The organism is Flavobacterium sp. CSZ (assembly GCF_015350725.1).
GTDB lineage: Bacteria > Bacteroidota > Bacteroidia > Flavobacteriales > Flavobacteriaceae > Flavobacterium.
The window spans coordinates 356,512-371,629 of the sequence record NZ_JADKPQ010000001.1; the positions used below are offsets into that span (position 1 = coordinate 356,512).

The window sequence follows — 15,118 nt, forward strand, 5'->3', positions numbered from 1 at the left end:
ATGTTATATAAATAAGTACATAGATACATTTAAAACCTCCCTCTTTGGGAGGTTTTTTTATTTAAAATAAACATGAAAAATTCAGTACAAAATATTATTAGCACAATTATTATTATTCGTCTTTTATGACGGGACAGGATTCTATTGTGTACTAATAAAAAGCCTTTCTCAGTCAAAATGAGAAAGGCTTTTTTATTTCCGACAAAAGCAGGCATTAAAATATCAAACCAATAAACTCTAATAATAACTAGATTCAAATGAAAAAAGAATACACTTTAACCGTTTACACAGAAGACCAAATGGGATTAATACATAAAATCGCCGTGATACTTTCCCGACGAAAAATAACTCTGGAAAGCCTGAATATTTCTGCCTGTGAAATCGATAAAATGTATCGTTTTACCCTTGTTCTAAACGAAACTTTCGAAATCGTCAGGAATGTAGCGCTTCAAATCGAAAAAGTTATTGAAGTTTTTCAGTGTAACTATAGTAAAAACGAAGAAATCGTCTGGAAACAAATGGCATTATTCAAAGTCAAAACCTCTAGCGTAATCCATCCCGAAAATACAGATGCATTGTTTCGAAAATACAACGCCCGATATATAACAATCGAAAAATATTACACCATATTTGAAGTCACGGGACAAGAAGACGAAATTAATAATCTAATTGTCGCATTAAAGCAATATGAATTAATAGAATTTATAAAAAGCGCCAGAATTGCTCTTACTATGAACAGTGAATCTTTCCAATTACCTGATTAAGGATTCACAATCTCATCATACGGAAGATTAAAAGTACCCTCGGTAATACTAATCGTTTCACCTGATGACACATTTCGAACTGTTCCCTCAAATGTGCCTTTGATGCCTTTTTTACTGATCGATTCAATTTTTACCGTAAAAAGATCGTCGCCTATAGCGGTGTTATAAAGTATGGTTCCGTCTTTAGTCTGAATGGCATATCGGCCCATCATTTCAAGCTCGGCAGGTGTTGAATAAGTGCCTGCTGTAATGTTGCCACCTACTCTCCATATTTCAAAATCTAATGATGGCGGTAATTGCTCACCCACTTTAGTCGGATGCGGTCCATCAAATCCGCCAACTACAATCATTTCAAAACGATCGTCGTTGCCTCCTCCCTGAAATTTTGCAGTACGAAAATCTATTTTTCTACCCGCTACACTTGCTCTAAAATAGTAGTCTGATTTATTTTCATCTGATCCTCCATCATCACTCGAACATGCTGAAAATAATACGATAAAAGCTGATACATAAAACAGCTGCTGCACTAATCTTGAGGCTTTATTTTTGAAAAATGATGATTTTACTGCTAAAGATCGATTACTATTGTTGTTGTTTTTCATTATAATACGTTTTGATTAACAACAAATTTAGTAACGTCCGATACGTAAAACAATACCTGATTTCATGGTAATTTCTTGCTGCTTATTTTTAACCGCAAAGCGCGCTAAGATTTTATTACTTTGGTTTTACTAAACACAAAGTTCGCAAAGCTTTGGGTGTAACTTTGCGAACTTTGCGTAACCCTTAGCGTGCTTTGCGGTTAAAATCTTAAAAGCACAATATATCATTTTAAACAAGGCAATTGCAACACATTAGCATTCAAAGGCTGTTCTATTTTTCGTTCCAGCTTTTCGTTATTCACGGTAATATAAACCTCCATAGAACCCGTTCCTACTTTCAAGGCAAGGATATGTCCGCCATAAGCATCAAACTTATCATCTGTTGCAACACCGTGTATGTGTATCGATGGTTTGCCTTCGTTCCAGGCTATAGAACCCGTTAAACTTCCCATCTCTACTTTTTTAAATGTTTTGGGATTAAATTTCTTTTGATCAAAATCATAAAAACCAAACGTCACTTCCTGCGCAAAACCAATTCCGGTAAAGTTGGCCGATGGAATTTGCTGTTCTTTTGTCAGATTTTCGATTAAGGCCAAAACATTATCGCCTTCGCGCATCACCATCAAATAGCCATAAGCAGTTTTTGTATAACGGCATTTTTGGCTGTTGTCTTTTTGTTGAGCATATATCGAATGTACTCCCAAACAAAGAAGTATTATAGCCAGCATTTTCTTAGAGGGTAAAAACATAGTATTGAATTTTAAATTTAATTTATTGTATAAATGGTTTTTGCGAAGACTGCCATCATCAAGCAACTCTAAATTTACGGATATTTTTTTCGTATTTTTGTATAAATTCAATCCTATCACATGAAACGTTCCGGTACAGCAGATCTTCCCTTACATTATGGGCATGTTCCCTTATGGCTTGCCGAACGCATGTCTAAACTCGGTTTTGCCATTGTAGAAACAATTGCAATGGAATTTTCTACTGCCGAAGTAATCAGCAAACTCAGTAATCCATTCTGGTTTCAAAGCTTTGGCGCTGTAATGGGTATGGACTGGCATTCCTCCGGAATAACAACTTCTGTACTTGGAGCATTAAAAAAATCCGTAAATCCGCATTCTAAAGAACTTGGAATTTATATCTGCGGAGGTAAAGGCAAACATTCGATGCTGACGCCACAGGAACTTTTATTTGTGGGCGAAAAAACAGGTCTCGACGGCATCAATCTTGCCAACTGCAGCCGACTTACAGCCAAGGTAGACAACACAGCCATTCAGGACGGATTTCAATTGTATCAGCATAATTTTATTGTCGATAATAAAGGACAATGGGCCGTTATTCAGCAAGGAATGAATCCAAATTCTAAAACTGCCAGAAGATACCATTGGCATTCGCAGGATTTAAAATCTTTTGTGGAAGAACCTCATACCTTTATATATGGTGAAAATCAAGGTACGATTTTAAACCTTACTGCTCAAACCGCAGCAAAATCAAGAGACGGTATTTTAGAATTGGCCAAAGAATCTCCAGCTAAAATCATGAAAGAGATGCAGTATCTTTCAATGCCGGCACATCATGATGTACGTATGGAAGATGTTAATATGAAAAGACTCGGCGCCATGCTTTGGGCCACTCACGAAAACAAACCGGAAGATTTTGAAGAATTATTACTTTTAAAAGGAATGGGACCAAGAGCTTTGCAATCACTGGCATTGGTGAGTGAAGTGATTTACGGCACTCCTACCCGATTCGAAGATCCTGCACGTTTTTCATTTGCGCACGGAGGAAAAGACGGACATCCGTTTCCTGTTCCCGTAAAAATCTACGACGAAACAATCGATACTTTGCAAAGAGCCATTCATCGCGCTAAAATTGGCAATAATGATAAAATAGATGCAATTCGTAAATTATCTGAAATCTCACGAAAAGCCGAAGAAAGTTTTACGCCCAATACCAATTTTGATGCGCTCGTGCAGAGAGAACGCGATGAATCGCACAAATACGGAGGACGAACTATTTTTGGCGATGCTAAACATCCCAAAAAAAGACCGCCAAATCCCGGAAATCAACTCGAATTATTTTAAAACTCTGAATATAATCAAAAGAAAAAAGTCTCAAATTTTAAGATTTGAGACTTTTTTTTTATTTTTTTTCTTCATTATCCAACTTATCGTCGAAATCAGGTTCTTCACCTTTAAATTTGTGTGTATCAACATCGTAATTTTCATCGTTTGTTAAAACTTCATCATGATCCTTATATTGATGTTTTCTCATGTCACTTCGATTATCAGTACCACTTTGCTTAGCAGTATTCTGATTTTGATTATTTGTTTTCATGTGATGCGTTTTTAAGTTTTATTAAAATTACTTAAAAGACCTGCATCAGTGCTTATACAATCATTTCTAAAAGTTATAAAATAACACTTTAATTATAGGGCTAATATTAAAATTGAACTACAACAAATTCAAAGCATCCGCCGTTCGTACAGCTTCAATAGAATTGCTTACATTCAGTTTTTCGAGGATATTCTGTCGGTGTCGGTTTACTGTATTAATACTTATGTTGAGTTGATCGGCAATTTCTTTACTGATAACGCCTTTACCTATTAACAATAAAACTTCTCTTTCGCGCGGTGTCAGCAAATTGATACAGTTCACATACGTATCCACATAAAAGATTTCTCCTGTTTTTGTATTGATAATTTTACCGTCGATACCGGTTAGCGTTTCTTTTTTCTCAAATAAATAATTGTAGAGACAAACCGCCAGCCACAAACCGCCTTCGGAACTGTTTTTGAGATAAAAACTGCGATGCAAAATACGCTGATATTCCTTTTTACTGTTCAGGGTTCTGATTTTGCATTTAGTGGCATAATTCAGTCTTTCGTTAGGTTCTATTGTTTTTAAAAAATTAAAAAACTCCAGTTCTAAAAGATTCCTTTCAAAAAGATCTTCAGGATGAATGCGTTGGTAAATATCTTCTTCCCAAATAGAATCAATGGTTAAAAAACCGGAAGTATCCATTTCGAAAAAACTACCAAAATCACCCGTAAAAATATAGCTTTTATTATCGGCCAGATCGGACAATACTGCTACTGAATGATCGATTTTTACAAATTCTTTCATTGTATAAATGGCCTCCTGTAAAGCTTCTTTGCGCTTATCCAGGCTGTCAATAGATTCAAAGGAAAATTGATCTTCTAATTTGGAAATGGGATTCATAACACTACTTCATTTTTTCTAATAGTATGAAACTACCATAGAGAGGGCTAAAAATAGACAATTATTTCTTTAAACCTCAAAATGGTTATAAATAACTATTGCAGTAAAAATAACGAATCGCCTACTTTGTAGATTATTAATAAAATTCAAATTTAAGAAATCATGAAGAGAATGCACTTAGTTTTAATCTTTATAGGCATCATGGCAGTAAAAGGAAATGCCCAAAAATTAAATTCAATGAACTGGCTTAATGAGCCGGCTGAGTGGGAAATAAAAGACAACACACTCACTATGCAGGTTACACCTCAATCTGATTACTGGAACAAAAGTCATTACGGATTTACAGTCTACGACGGACCTTTTTTGTATACAGAAAGAAGCGGCGAATTTGAAACTGTTGTAAAAATGAGCGGCGTTTACAAAACCAGATTCGATCAGGTTTGCCTGATGCTGCGAATTGATGAAAACAATTACATCAAAACCGGTGTAGAATATGTAGACGGTGTTTATAATATTAGTACTGTACACACCATCGATAAAAGTTCGTGGAGTGTAATGGGATTAAAAGAAAAACCTAAAAATGTCTGGATGAAGGCCGTACGCCGACTGGACGCAGTAGAAATTTTTTATTCGATAGACGCAGTGAATTATACCATGACCAATACGGTTTATTTTCCGGAACATAAAACGGTACAAGTGGGTATGATGGCGGCAAGTCCTGACGGAAAAGGCTTTACTGCTACATTCGAAGATTTTAAAATTACACATCTTCCGGATCAAAGACGTTTAGAATGGCTAAAAAACAATCAATAAAATAATGTAACATTTCTCAAAAAATGTCGTCTCTTCTATTGTACTCTTATCCTAGACCTAACCAAGCAGTAAATAAACTCCAATCATGAATTTAAAATTTTTGTTATACATCATACTAACCATTCTTGCGTTTTGTCAAAAGGCTTTTTGCCAGCAAACACAAACAGGGGGAATTCATGAATCGATAAAAACCGAAACAGATCATATTTTTAATAAGCTTGTTGACATTAGAAGAGACTTACATGAAAATCCGGAATTGGCCGGAAATGAAATACGCACACAACAAAAAATCAAACAACATTTACTTGATCTTGGACTCAATGTCGAAACCAATGTTTATGGTCACGGCGTTATTGGGATTTTAAAAGGTACCAAAAAAGGAAAAAATATTGCCTGGCGCGCCGACATGGATGCACTACCCAATGACTTCGATGATAACGTTGCTTTTAAATCTAAAACAAAAGGGATTCAGCATGGCTGTGGGCATGACGTACATATTGCAATCGCATTAGGAATAGCCGAAATACTTTCGAAACATAAAAAAGACCTTAAAGGAACTGTTTATTTTATTTTTCAACCGGAAGAAGAAACATTTGTGGGTGCAAAAAACATACTCAACAGCACTTCATTTTCTACAATACACCTGGATGAAATTTACGGATTGCACGTTACTGCATTACCATCTGATCAAATAATGGTCAAGCCAAATGAAATGTTTGCGTACCAAAAAAGAATACAAATTAAATTTAAAGAAGATCTGACGAAAGAGCAGACAACAGAACTAACCAAAAAGATTCAAGATGCATTATCCCACTATGCAGAAGGAACCAAGCCATGGGAAATACAAAATATGACCGATCCAAAAATAGGGCTTGCAAACGCAAATACCATTTTTAAAGATTACTTAATTATGGACGAGAAATTCTCTATTCATTCTAAAAATAATGAATTGATTCTGGATAATTATTTGTATGAAACGAATGCTTCAAACCTAAAAAACATTATTCCGAAAGTGAAACAAGTAATAGAAGCTGAAAATCTTAAAAATCAGCTGCTTTCGATTTCATTTACACAGGAAAATCCAACCGTTATTAATCACAAAAAATTGACCAGCGGCGCAGTAAAAACACTTGATACGATTTACGGTAAAGGATTCGTAGTGACAGATTATGGTCAGGTTCCTTATTTTAATGATGACTTTGCTTATTTCCAGCAAAAAATTCCGGGTGTTTACTTTTTTCTTGGAGGTTCTAATTTCAAAAAAGGAATTATTGCCATGAATCACGCTCCTAATTTTACTGTAGATGAGGAATGCATAAAAACCGGAGTCAGAAGTTTTTCTTCTTTAATTTTCGAAAAAGCTAATGGAAATTAAAACGCATAAAACTATTCACATGAAAAGCAAACAGCTTCTATATAGTGTAGTAAAAATGACCGCTGCATTTCAAAAAAAGATAAAAATAATGAGAGATAAAGATCGATTCCTGCACGCTTTAATAAAAAGTAACGGACACCATAATGTTATAGATCTTGGTGCACAAATTGGTCTTGACGAAAATGCTACTATGGAAATAGTGACGCAGCTTTTGGCTGAGCACAAAATCGAATATGCCTTAAACGGAGTCTGTGATTACAGTTTAATGAGAAGTCAAAACCGGCCTAAAAAAGCCAATAAGTAATCACTTTTTTATCCTGACCAAACTAACATCATCAATATAACAAAATGCTTTTGCTTTTCCTTCGGCAATAAAACCAACTTCGGCCTTTCCTCCTTTTATCGGAATATTGGTAATCATGATTATTTTCCAGGATTCATTTTTTTCTTTGATATTGTATTGCAGTTTTTCCCCGTTACTTAAAACATACATTTCCAGATTGTTGAAATCATCACTGTTTTTTATTTTGGCGGTTAGCGTGTACAAGCCATTTTCGAGTTTTACGTAGGGCGAAGAGCTAATGGTTTGGAATATTTTTCGTTTAAAATTAATTTTATCACTGATATTCAGGCTCTTTTCGCCAATAACTACTTTTCTTTCGCTTTGGGTATTAAAATGATTTAAAACCGGCGAAGTAATGCTGTCTAATCCTATTGGGTTGCCTTCAATGACTTCACTTGCCCAACCCGTTAGTTGTATTTGCACCGGTTTTACAGGACTCGGAATATGCCTGCGGTCTGCTTCGAAACTTCCGTTTTTGATGTAATTGTTATCATGGGCTACTTTCCAAATTCCGGTTTTTTCTTCAAGATTCCAGGAACTTAATGAATTAAAATAAGGCCTTGTACCATCAAATGAAAGCGGACACCATTGGTTATATCCTAATCCATTTCCGGCAAAATTGGCCCACCTGTCACCACAGAAAACTATGGTTTCCTGCTTATTTCCTTTTACAGAAAAGAAAAATCCTGTTTGCGATATATGCGCAAAATCCTCCGAAGCCCCATTCATTACCAACATTTCATTTGTTGGAAGATAAGGCCCTCTAATATCATCAGCTGTTAAGTAATAAGCAAATGATCCGTCCCAGCCATAAATATTCGATGCAAACATATAATACTTATTGTTGTACTTGAACAGGCAGTTTCCTTCACGGCTTTCGCCTTTAAAAACTTCGGTACAATCCAGTAAATTGATTTTTCCTTCTTTAATGCCAATTTCCGAAACGTATATTTTATTTCTGCCTCTTCCGTACGAATAAATAAGATAGGATTTTCCGGTATCTTCGTCTGTAAAAACCGTTTGATCGCCCGTATTACTCGTCCCGATCATTTTCTCCATATTTATTTTCTGATGCCATTCAAACTGACTCGTTGGAGAATCTGCAACAGTAATTAATACCTCTTTATCATGCTGAACAAACATGGCATATTTTTTCCATTCTTTTATATACGCCACTCCCAAACGGCCCACCCAGGTTTTCCCATTTTGATTGACTTTTTCTTTTGATAAAACATCTGCTTCAAAAACCCAATTCACTAAATCATTAGAACTATAACAGGTAACCGACTGAAAAGTAGCATTAGGCAAGGTCACAGATGGATCATTACGATACATATCAGCCTCTACATAATGAACGCCGTACCAATAATATTTTTGTTTTCCCGTAACCGGATCAGCAAATTTAAATATGCCTCCGCCCTGACTATTAATAGGCTGTCCGTCTTTGGTATACCTAAAAACATCATTTTTAATATTCAATAATTGCGCTGAAACCTTATAAATGCAGCATAAATTGATAATACAAAGAAAAATCAATGTTGTTTTTAGGCAATACTTTCTTTTGATTTTCATTTTTTTTTAAGCATTTTATTAAAATAGAAACTTTAACCCAATCAATTTTTATTGACAAAATTCACTACATTTTCATGAATGGATTTTTCGCCAGAAACCTTATCAGCAGTAACATTGGTAAGGAAAATATTCTCTACAGGAAGCTCTTTCTGCCCTAAAATCCTGGAAATAAACTTTACATTCGTTGCTTTTATATTTTCGAGATACACATTTTTTATGGGTGTAAGCCTGCGCTCAATTGTTGGAACCAGGTTTCTCCATTGGTATAAAACATCCGTTTCGATTCCAAGAATTCCTTCGTCGATTTTGCCCGATGTTATGTTACTCATATAGATATTATTCACGTAGCCGCCTCTTCTTTCGTTGGTTTTGATGAATAAAAGATGATTGAGTTTTGCGCCATCCACGACCGTGCAATTGTCTATAAATACATTTTCTATTCCGCCTGAAAGTTCACTTCCTATTGCTACCAATTGATGTCCGTTTTTAACGATACAATTGCGCATTACAATATTTTTTGAAGGCGTATTTAATCGCCACGCATCCTGATTACTTCCTGATTTTATGGCAATAGCATCATCTCCCTGATCAAAAACGCAGTTTTCTATCAGTACATTCTGGCTCATTTCAGGGTCTACTCCGTCGTTGTTATGTCCGTGCGCATAGACTTTTAGATTTCTAAGTACCACATCTTTCGACAAAAAAGGATGAATAGTCCAAAACGGACTGTTGGTAATTGTAACACCATCCATTAAAATATTTTCGCAACGATTGAACTGAATAAACTGAGGACGAAAATGTGCCGAATCATTAACCATTTGCCTCTCTTTCATGGATTTGTTGTACGAAGCCAGATAATACAGTCGTTTCAGGCTTTCCATATGCGCTTTCGGGCGGGCAAACCATTCTTTCCAAATGTCCATTTTTGCTTTTAATTCACCTTCTCCCGTAATGGCAATATTCTTGCATTGGTACGCATAAATCAAAGGCGAATAATTGTAACATTCGTATCCTTCCCAGGTCGAACGAACGGCTGGTAGATAATCATTTGGATCTTCTGAAAACAGTAACACGGCACCTTTTTTCAAATGAAGATTGACATTATTTTTAAAATGAATTTTCTTTGTAAGCCATTCCCCTTCCGGAATCACAACAATTCCTCCGCCTGCTTTATTAGCTTTCGCAATCGCTTTATTAATCGCTTCTGACGTTTTTTCTTTATTGCCTTTAATGGCTCCAAAATCTGTAATCGAAAATTGTTTGCATTTGCTGAAATCAGGAATTTTGATCGCCGGCATTTCAAACGGCGCTTTTACTACGACTTCTGTTTGCGTTACAGAAGTTGAATCTTTTTTGAAGGATAAAAAAATAAGCGAGACTAAAAGGCAATAGCAAAACGTTATTTTTTTCATTACGGAGTTTTATTTTTTTTAATTAATTATTAAAATTTGTTTAAACACATAAAATATATGTTCCTATGTGTTAAATCAAAACTATAATTGATAACCAATAAAGGATTAAAATTTAAAATCTGCTCAATCTGCAAAATCTGCGAGAGAAACATTTAACATGTTGATTTAATTTTAAAATCAACATAAATAATTAAACACCACACTTGCTAAAAAATATAACGCCCGAAGGATATCGGGCGTTAGACCACAAAAAACCACTTTTGCTTTAAACAAACTTAAAAACTTAAACAATCTATCTTTAATTGCCTTATTAAACTTCAGGCAATATCATTTTCAACAACATACATTTATACATCAGCAATTATCCTTTGTAATTTGCTTTTGTAAAATAATACAATCAAAAAAAGAAAACTGTCCTGTACTATCCTTTCTTATTGATCAATTTTATATTAAAGATTTCATTAAATAAACAATCAAATTACAAAAGGATATTTCAAGAACAGTCATTATAATAATCGATTTCATAATTTCTTTTTAACATCATAGTACAGGATACTTTATCGAAACAGAAATTTTAGATTTGAAAATCAAATAAATTAAAATCCTGAAAAATTGATAAAAATCAGAACACTCCTATTTTGTTTTTGCATACCGGCTTTTTTATTTGCCCTGCAGCCAAAAGTAAATTCGACAGCTTATGATAAGGATGCAAAATCTTTATTGTTTTATTTTGGTACTGCTGCAAAAACTTTAAAAGGAACCGTAATTAAGAATGCCATATCTTATAATTCAAGTTTAGGTTATGGATTTGATTCTAATTCAGCTTCGAATGTCAACATCAACTCCAATTCTTTTTCCACCACCAAACCCACTTACTTTTTGGTAAAAGTTCCTGAAGGCAATTATCAGATTGAAATAGTTTTAGGAAGTTCTAATAGTCCATCAAATGTTACCATAAAAGCAGAATCACGAAGATTAATGTTGAGGGAATTCACCATACAAAAAGGACAAAAAGTAACCAAAACTTTTAATGTGAATGTAAGAAGCATTAAAATCGATGACAAAACAAATATCAGCCTGAAAGACAGAGAAAAAGAAATTTTTAATTGGGATGATAAACTGACCCTTGAATTTTTGGGAGAAGTTACGATTCAGAGTATAAAAATCACTCCAAAAGATCATCTAACTGTGGTGTATCTTGCAGGAGATTCGACGGTTACAGATCAGGATGTAGAGCCCTGGGCATCGTGGGGACAATTTATTACCAATTACTTTGATGATACTGTTGTGGTGGCCAATTATGCATATTCAGGATCTTCGCTGAGTTCTTTTAAAGGAGCAAATCGTTTAAAAAAGATACTTTCGCAAATTAAGAAAGGAGATTATTTGTTTGTGGAATTTGGACATAATGACGAAAAAATCAAAGGCGAAGGAAATGGAGCCTGGGGATCCTACTCGGATTTATTGACAGAATTTGTTCAATCGGCCAAAGATAAAGGAGCGATTCCGGTTTTGGTAACGCCAACTCAACGCCGATTTTTTAATGAAAATGGCACTTTAAAAGAAACCCATGGCGAATTTCCTGCTGCGATGCGCGCTGTGGCTCAAAGAAATAACATTGCTATTATCGATATTACCAAAATGACCACTACATTGTACGAAGCCTGGGGCGACGAAGTTTCACGAAAAGCTTTTGTACAATATCCTGCCAATACTTTTCCGGGACAGGAAAAAGCACTGGACGACAATACTCATTTTAATAGTTTTGGAGCCAACGAAATTGCACTTTGCGTTCTTAAGGGAATTCGCGAACTTGACATTCCGTTACAAAAACAAATAAAAAAAGAAACTCTGGACTACAATCCTAATAAACCCAATTTTATTTCCAGCTGGACACTTCCTATGAGTGCTCGTTTCGAAATTATGAAACCAGATGGCAACTAACCAACCCAAGAATTCAAACCAATTATGATGCTCAAAAACACCATTCAAAAGTTTAGTATTATTGCTTTTACGCTTTTTATAGCCCAAAATAGTACGGCGCAGCAAACAGATAAAGTCTATCTCTCCGGAAAAGATTTTGAAAATCCTGTACAATGGGATTTTTATTGTACCGGCGGAAATAACAGTAAAGTCTGGTCTAAAATAAATGTTCCGTCGCAATGGGAATTAGAAGGTTTTGGCGAATATACCTACGGAAGATGGTACAAAGAACTGAACCAAAAAGAACCAAGCAAAGAAGAAGGTTTATATAAATATGAATTTGAAGTTCCTGCGAATTATAAAGAAAAAGACGTTGTAATTGCTTTTGGCGGCGCCATGACCGATACCGAAGTAAAAGTAAACGGAAAACTGGCCGGAGCAATTCATCAGGGAGGTTTTTATGAATTTAAATATGATATTTCATCGCTACTAAAATTTGGTGCTAAGAATATTCTGGAAGTACATGTCTGGAAACATTCTGCCAATAAATCTGTTAATGCTGCTGAAAGAAGAGCCGACTGGTGGTTGTTTGGAGGTATTTACCGTCCGGTTTGGCTGGAAGTTTCGCCAAAATCCCATATCGAAAATATTGCCGTAAACCCAAAAATGGACGGTTCTATAACGGTGGATCTAAATTTGAAAAACATTCCTAAAAACACTATTCTGGAAGCTTCGCTAAAAGGTTTGAATGGAGAGAGTTTTCAAACTTTTACTTTTCCGGTAAAAGCAAAAAGCACTAAAGAAACCATTGCTGCAAGATGGAACAACATTAAACCGTGGGATCCTGAAAATCCTAATTTATATAATCTGGAATTGGTTTTAAAACAAAACGGAACTGTTCTTCATCAATACAATAAACGAATTGGTTTTAGAACTTTGGAGTTTAAAAAACAGGACGGAATTTATGTAAACGGGACTAAAATTATCATGAAAGGAATCAATCGTCATTCTTTCTGGCCGGAAGGAGGACGAAGCACGAGCAAACGTATCAGCGAATTGGACGGTAAATTATTGAAAGACATGAATATGAATGCGGTTCGCGGTCATTATCCGCCGGACGATCACTTTCTGGCAGTTTGCGATTCGTTAGGCCTTTTTGTTTTGAATGAATTGGCGGGATGGCAAAACTCATACGATACAGAGACCGGTACAAAACTGGTCAAAGAAATGGTGACGCGTGATGTTAATCATCCGTCGGTAATTATTTGGGACAATGGTAACGAAGGCGGCTGGAACTATGATGTAGATAAAGTTTTTGCTGATAATGATCCGCAGAAAAGAATTGTGATTCATCCTTGGGCCGATTTTAATGGTTGGGATACACACCATTACCCTACTTATTTAACGGGAATGCACCGTTTTAATTCCGGAGAAAATGTCTTTTTCCCTACGGAATTTATGCACGGAACTTACGATAACGGACACGGAGCTGCTCTTGAAGACTTCTGGAACCGTTATAAAGAAAGTCCGTTGTTTGCCGGTGGATTTATGTGGGCAATGCTCGATGAGGCCGTAAAACGCTCTGACTGGACGGGCGATGTAAAATTTGATTCGAAAGGTTCGCTTGCTGCTGATGGAATTCTGGGACCACATCGTGAAAGAGAAGGAAGTTATTATACCGTAAAAGAAGTTTGGGCGCCTATTCAGTTTCATCCTAAACAAGTTACAGAGGCTTTTGACGGATCTTTTTTGATTACCAACGATTATCTTTTCAGTAATTTGAATTCCTGCAAAATGGAATTTAAAGTTTTAAAATCAGATAACGACGTGCTTTATACTAATGGTATTGCCAAAGAAATTAGTGGCGGTAAAATTGAAATTCCAAGTATTGATCCGGGAGAAACACGTAAGATTCAATTCGCCGTTCCTAGCAATTTTGCCGAAGGAGATATTTTATCGATAACTGCTTACGATCAGTTCAATAAAGAAATTTATACCTGGACTTGGCCTATTCACAAAGCGAAATTTTATGCTGATAAATTTTTAGCCGTTAAGGACATAAAAGCCAAAGCATCAGGAACTAAAACAGGCAACGAAATTACTTTAAAAGGAAATGATGTAAGGGTTACTATAGATGCTGCAAGCGGAGAGATTGTAACGATTAAAAACAAAACAGCAACTATTCCGCTTACCAATGGTCCTCGCCCAATTGGCATGAAAGCCAAATTAAAAGACATTCAGATCTCTCAGGAAGGTGATAAAGCCGTTTGTAAAGTCAATTATTCAGGCGGATTATCCTCTATAAAATGGATCATGGAACCGGACGGAAGATTTAAAATGGAATTAGTGGCTTTAAAAAATGCTTCAGGCGGCGATGGTTTCGACGGTGCTTTTTTTGAAGATAAAATCAACTCTTTCGGAATCACTTTTAGTTTTCCTGAAAAAGAAGTTACAGGCATTAAATGGTTTGGAAGAGGTCCGTATCATGTTTGGAAAAATAGAATTAAAGGAACAACTTACGGTATTTGGGAGAAAGAGTACAACAATACCATTACGGGCGAAAGTTTTGAGAATCTTATTTATCCGGAATTCAAAGGATATCACGCCAATTTATTAGGTGCGAACCTCAAAGCCGGAGCTTCATCCTTTAAAGTTTTTAGTGAGTCAGATAATTTATTCCTAAGATTATTTACACCGGATTTACCTAAAAATGCTTTCCCGGGAAGTTATCCTCAACCTGCATTTCCAGAAGGTGATATTTCGTTTATGTATGAAATTCCGGCCATGAGAGATTTTAAACCTTTAGAACAACAAGGGCCTCAAAGTCAGCCAACCAACATTCGTATCAAAAGCGGAGATGATGGTATTAAAATGAATCTATGGTTTGATTTTAGAAACTAGCTAGAAGGTTTTTTACTTTTAGGATTTTATACAAACGCAAAGTCCGCAAAGCTGTATGAACATACAGCTTTGCGGACTTTTTTCTAAACAAAAAACAAGTAAAAAATCTTAGCGTACTTTGCGTAAACCTTTGCGAATCTTTGCGTTTAAATCTTGATACTATTTCAAATCACGTAACTCATAAC

Annotated in this window: 13 protein-coding genes; 7 read left to right on the forward strand and 6 right to left on the reverse strand. The window is 35.5% G+C overall.

Going from position 1 to position 15,118, the window contains the following annotated elements; translation table 11 throughout:
- The first annotated feature begins 257 nt into the window (after positions 1–257).
- Positions 258–764 carry an acetolactate synthase small subunit gene (gene ilvN / locus IRZ78_RS01525; RefSeq protein ID WP_194614840.1) on the forward strand — a complete coding sequence of 169 codons (507 nt, stop codon included), beginning with the start codon at positions 258–260 and terminating at the stop codon, positions 762–764.
- On the opposite strand, the gene IRZ78_RS01530 is transcribed toward ilvN, so the two are convergent.
- A complete protein-coding gene (locus IRZ78_RS01530) occupies positions 761–1,366 on the reverse strand; it encodes a hypothetical protein (protein ID WP_194614841.1) in 606 nt (201 codons plus the stop codon). The two genes, ilvN and IRZ78_RS01530, sit on opposite strands and share 4 nt — an antisense overlap.
- A 224-nt stretch (positions 1,367–1,590) precedes the next feature.
- Positions 1,591–2,115, reverse strand: a complete 525-nt coding sequence (locus tag IRZ78_RS01535; RefSeq protein WP_194614842.1) for a PPC domain-containing DNA-binding protein — start codon at positions 2,113–2,115, stop codon at positions 1,591–1,593.
- Positions 2,116–2,235: 120 nt separating this feature from the next.
- Here IRZ78_RS01535 and IRZ78_RS01540 point away from each other — a divergent pair, with 120 nt between their 5' ends.
- Positions 2,236–3,456, forward strand: coding sequence for a DUF763 domain-containing protein (locus IRZ78_RS01540; RefSeq protein WP_194614843.1), 1,221 nt, complete (start codon positions 2,236–2,238; stop codon positions 3,454–3,456).
- Between the two features lie 58 nt (positions 3,457–3,514).
- Here IRZ78_RS01540 and IRZ78_RS01545 read toward each other — a convergent pair whose 3' ends face one another.
- Positions 3,515–3,709, reverse strand: coding sequence for a hypothetical protein (locus IRZ78_RS01545; RefSeq protein ID WP_065449850.1), 195 nt, complete (start codon positions 3,707–3,709; stop codon positions 3,515–3,517).
- 117 nt (positions 3,710–3,826) lie between these two features.
- A complete protein-coding gene (locus tag IRZ78_RS01550) occupies positions 3,827–4,594 on the reverse strand; it encodes a LuxR C-terminal-related transcriptional regulator (RefSeq protein WP_194614844.1) in 768 nt (255 codons plus the stop codon).
- Between the two features lie 162 nt (positions 4,595–4,756).
- Here IRZ78_RS01550 and IRZ78_RS01555 point away from each other — a divergent pair, with 162 nt between their 5' ends.
- The 3 genes from IRZ78_RS01555 (at position 4,757) to IRZ78_RS01565 (ending at position 7,086) form a co-directional block, all read left to right on the forward strand.
- Positions 4,757–5,407, forward strand: a complete 651-nt coding sequence (locus IRZ78_RS01555) for a DUF1349 domain-containing protein (RefSeq protein WP_194614845.1) — start codon at positions 4,757–4,759, stop codon at positions 5,405–5,407.
- 85 nt (positions 5,408–5,492) lie between these two features.
- On the forward strand, positions 5,493–6,782 hold the full coding sequence (locus IRZ78_RS01560) for an amidohydrolase (protein WP_194614846.1): 1,290 nt from the start codon (positions 5,493–5,495) through the stop codon (positions 6,780–6,782).
- Positions 6,783–6,801: 19 nt separating this feature from the next.
- Complete coding sequence (locus tag IRZ78_RS01565) at positions 6,802–7,086, forward strand: hypothetical protein (protein WP_228520320.1); 285 nt, start codon at positions 6,802–6,804, stop codon at positions 7,084–7,086.
- Here the strand turns inward: IRZ78_RS01565 and IRZ78_RS01570 are convergent, their stop codons facing one another.
- Complete coding sequence (locus IRZ78_RS01570) at positions 7,087–8,697, reverse strand: family 43 glycosylhydrolase (protein ID WP_194614847.1); 1,611 nt, start codon at positions 8,695–8,697, stop codon at positions 7,087–7,089.
- A 41-nt stretch (positions 8,698–8,738) separates the two neighbouring features.
- The gene (locus IRZ78_RS01575) at positions 8,739–10,109 is read right to left on the reverse strand and encodes a glycoside hydrolase family 28 protein (RefSeq protein ID WP_194614848.1); all 1,371 of its coding nucleotides are present in this window, start codon (positions 10,107–10,109) and stop codon (positions 8,739–8,741) included.
- A 612-nt stretch (positions 10,110–10,721) separates the two neighbouring features.
- Between IRZ78_RS01575 and IRZ78_RS01580 the strand changes: the two genes are divergently transcribed.
- Entirely contained in the window at positions 10,722–12,053 is a 1,332-nt protein-coding gene (locus IRZ78_RS01580) for a rhamnogalacturonan acetylesterase (RefSeq protein ID WP_194614849.1), read from the forward strand.
- Between the two features lie 24 nt (positions 12,054–12,077).
- Positions 12,078–14,933, forward strand: coding sequence for a glycoside hydrolase family 2 TIM barrel-domain containing protein (locus tag IRZ78_RS01585; protein WP_194614850.1), 2,856 nt, complete (start codon positions 12,078–12,080; stop codon positions 14,931–14,933).
- Positions 14,934–15,118 lie beyond the last annotated feature (185 nt).

What these genes read in the sequence shown, in the direction of transcription:
- IRZ78_RS01565 (WP_228520320.1), top strand. Translation starts at nt 6,802, where the DNA reads ATGAAAAGCAAACAGCTTCTATATAGTGTAGTAAAAATGACCGCTGCA.
- IRZ78_RS01575 (WP_194614848.1), bottom strand. Translation starts at nt 10,109, where the DNA reads ATGAAAAAAATAACGTTTTGCTATTGCCTTTTAGTCTCGCTTATTTTT.
- IRZ78_RS01570 (WP_194614847.1), bottom strand. Translation starts at nt 8,697, where the DNA reads ATGAAAATCAAAAGAAAGTATTGCCTAAAAACAACATTGATTTTTCTT.
- IRZ78_RS01540 (WP_194614843.1), top strand. Translation starts at nt 2,236, where the DNA reads ATGAAACGTTCCGGTACAGCAGATCTTCCCTTACATTATGGGCATGTT.
- IRZ78_RS01545 (WP_065449850.1), bottom strand. Translation starts at nt 3,709, where the DNA reads ATGAAAACAAATAATCAAAATCAGAATACTGCTAAGCAAAGTGGTACT.
- IRZ78_RS01530 (WP_194614841.1), bottom strand. Translation starts at nt 1,366, where the DNA reads ATGAAAAACAACAACAATAGTAATCGATCTTTAGCAGTAAAATCATCA.
- ilvN (WP_194614840.1), top strand. Translation starts at nt 258, where the DNA reads ATGAAAAAAGAATACACTTTAACCGTTTACACAGAAGACCAAATGGGA.
- IRZ78_RS01535 (WP_194614842.1), bottom strand. Translation starts at nt 2,115, where the DNA reads ATGTTTTTACCCTCTAAGAAAATGCTGGCTATAATACTTCTTTGTTTG.
- IRZ78_RS01550 (WP_194614844.1), bottom strand. Translation starts at nt 4,594, where the DNA reads ATGAATCCCATTTCCAAATTAGAAGATCAATTTTCCTTTGAATCTATT.
- IRZ78_RS01555 (WP_194614845.1), top strand. Translation starts at nt 4,757, where the DNA reads ATGAAGAGAATGCACTTAGTTTTAATCTTTATAGGCATCATGGCAGTA.
- IRZ78_RS01560 (WP_194614846.1), top strand. Translation starts at nt 5,493, where the DNA reads ATGAATTTAAAATTTTTGTTATACATCATACTAACCATTCTTGCGTTT.
- IRZ78_RS01585 (WP_194614850.1), top strand. Translation starts at nt 12,078, where the DNA reads ATGATGCTCAAAAACACCATTCAAAAGTTTAGTATTATTGCTTTTACG.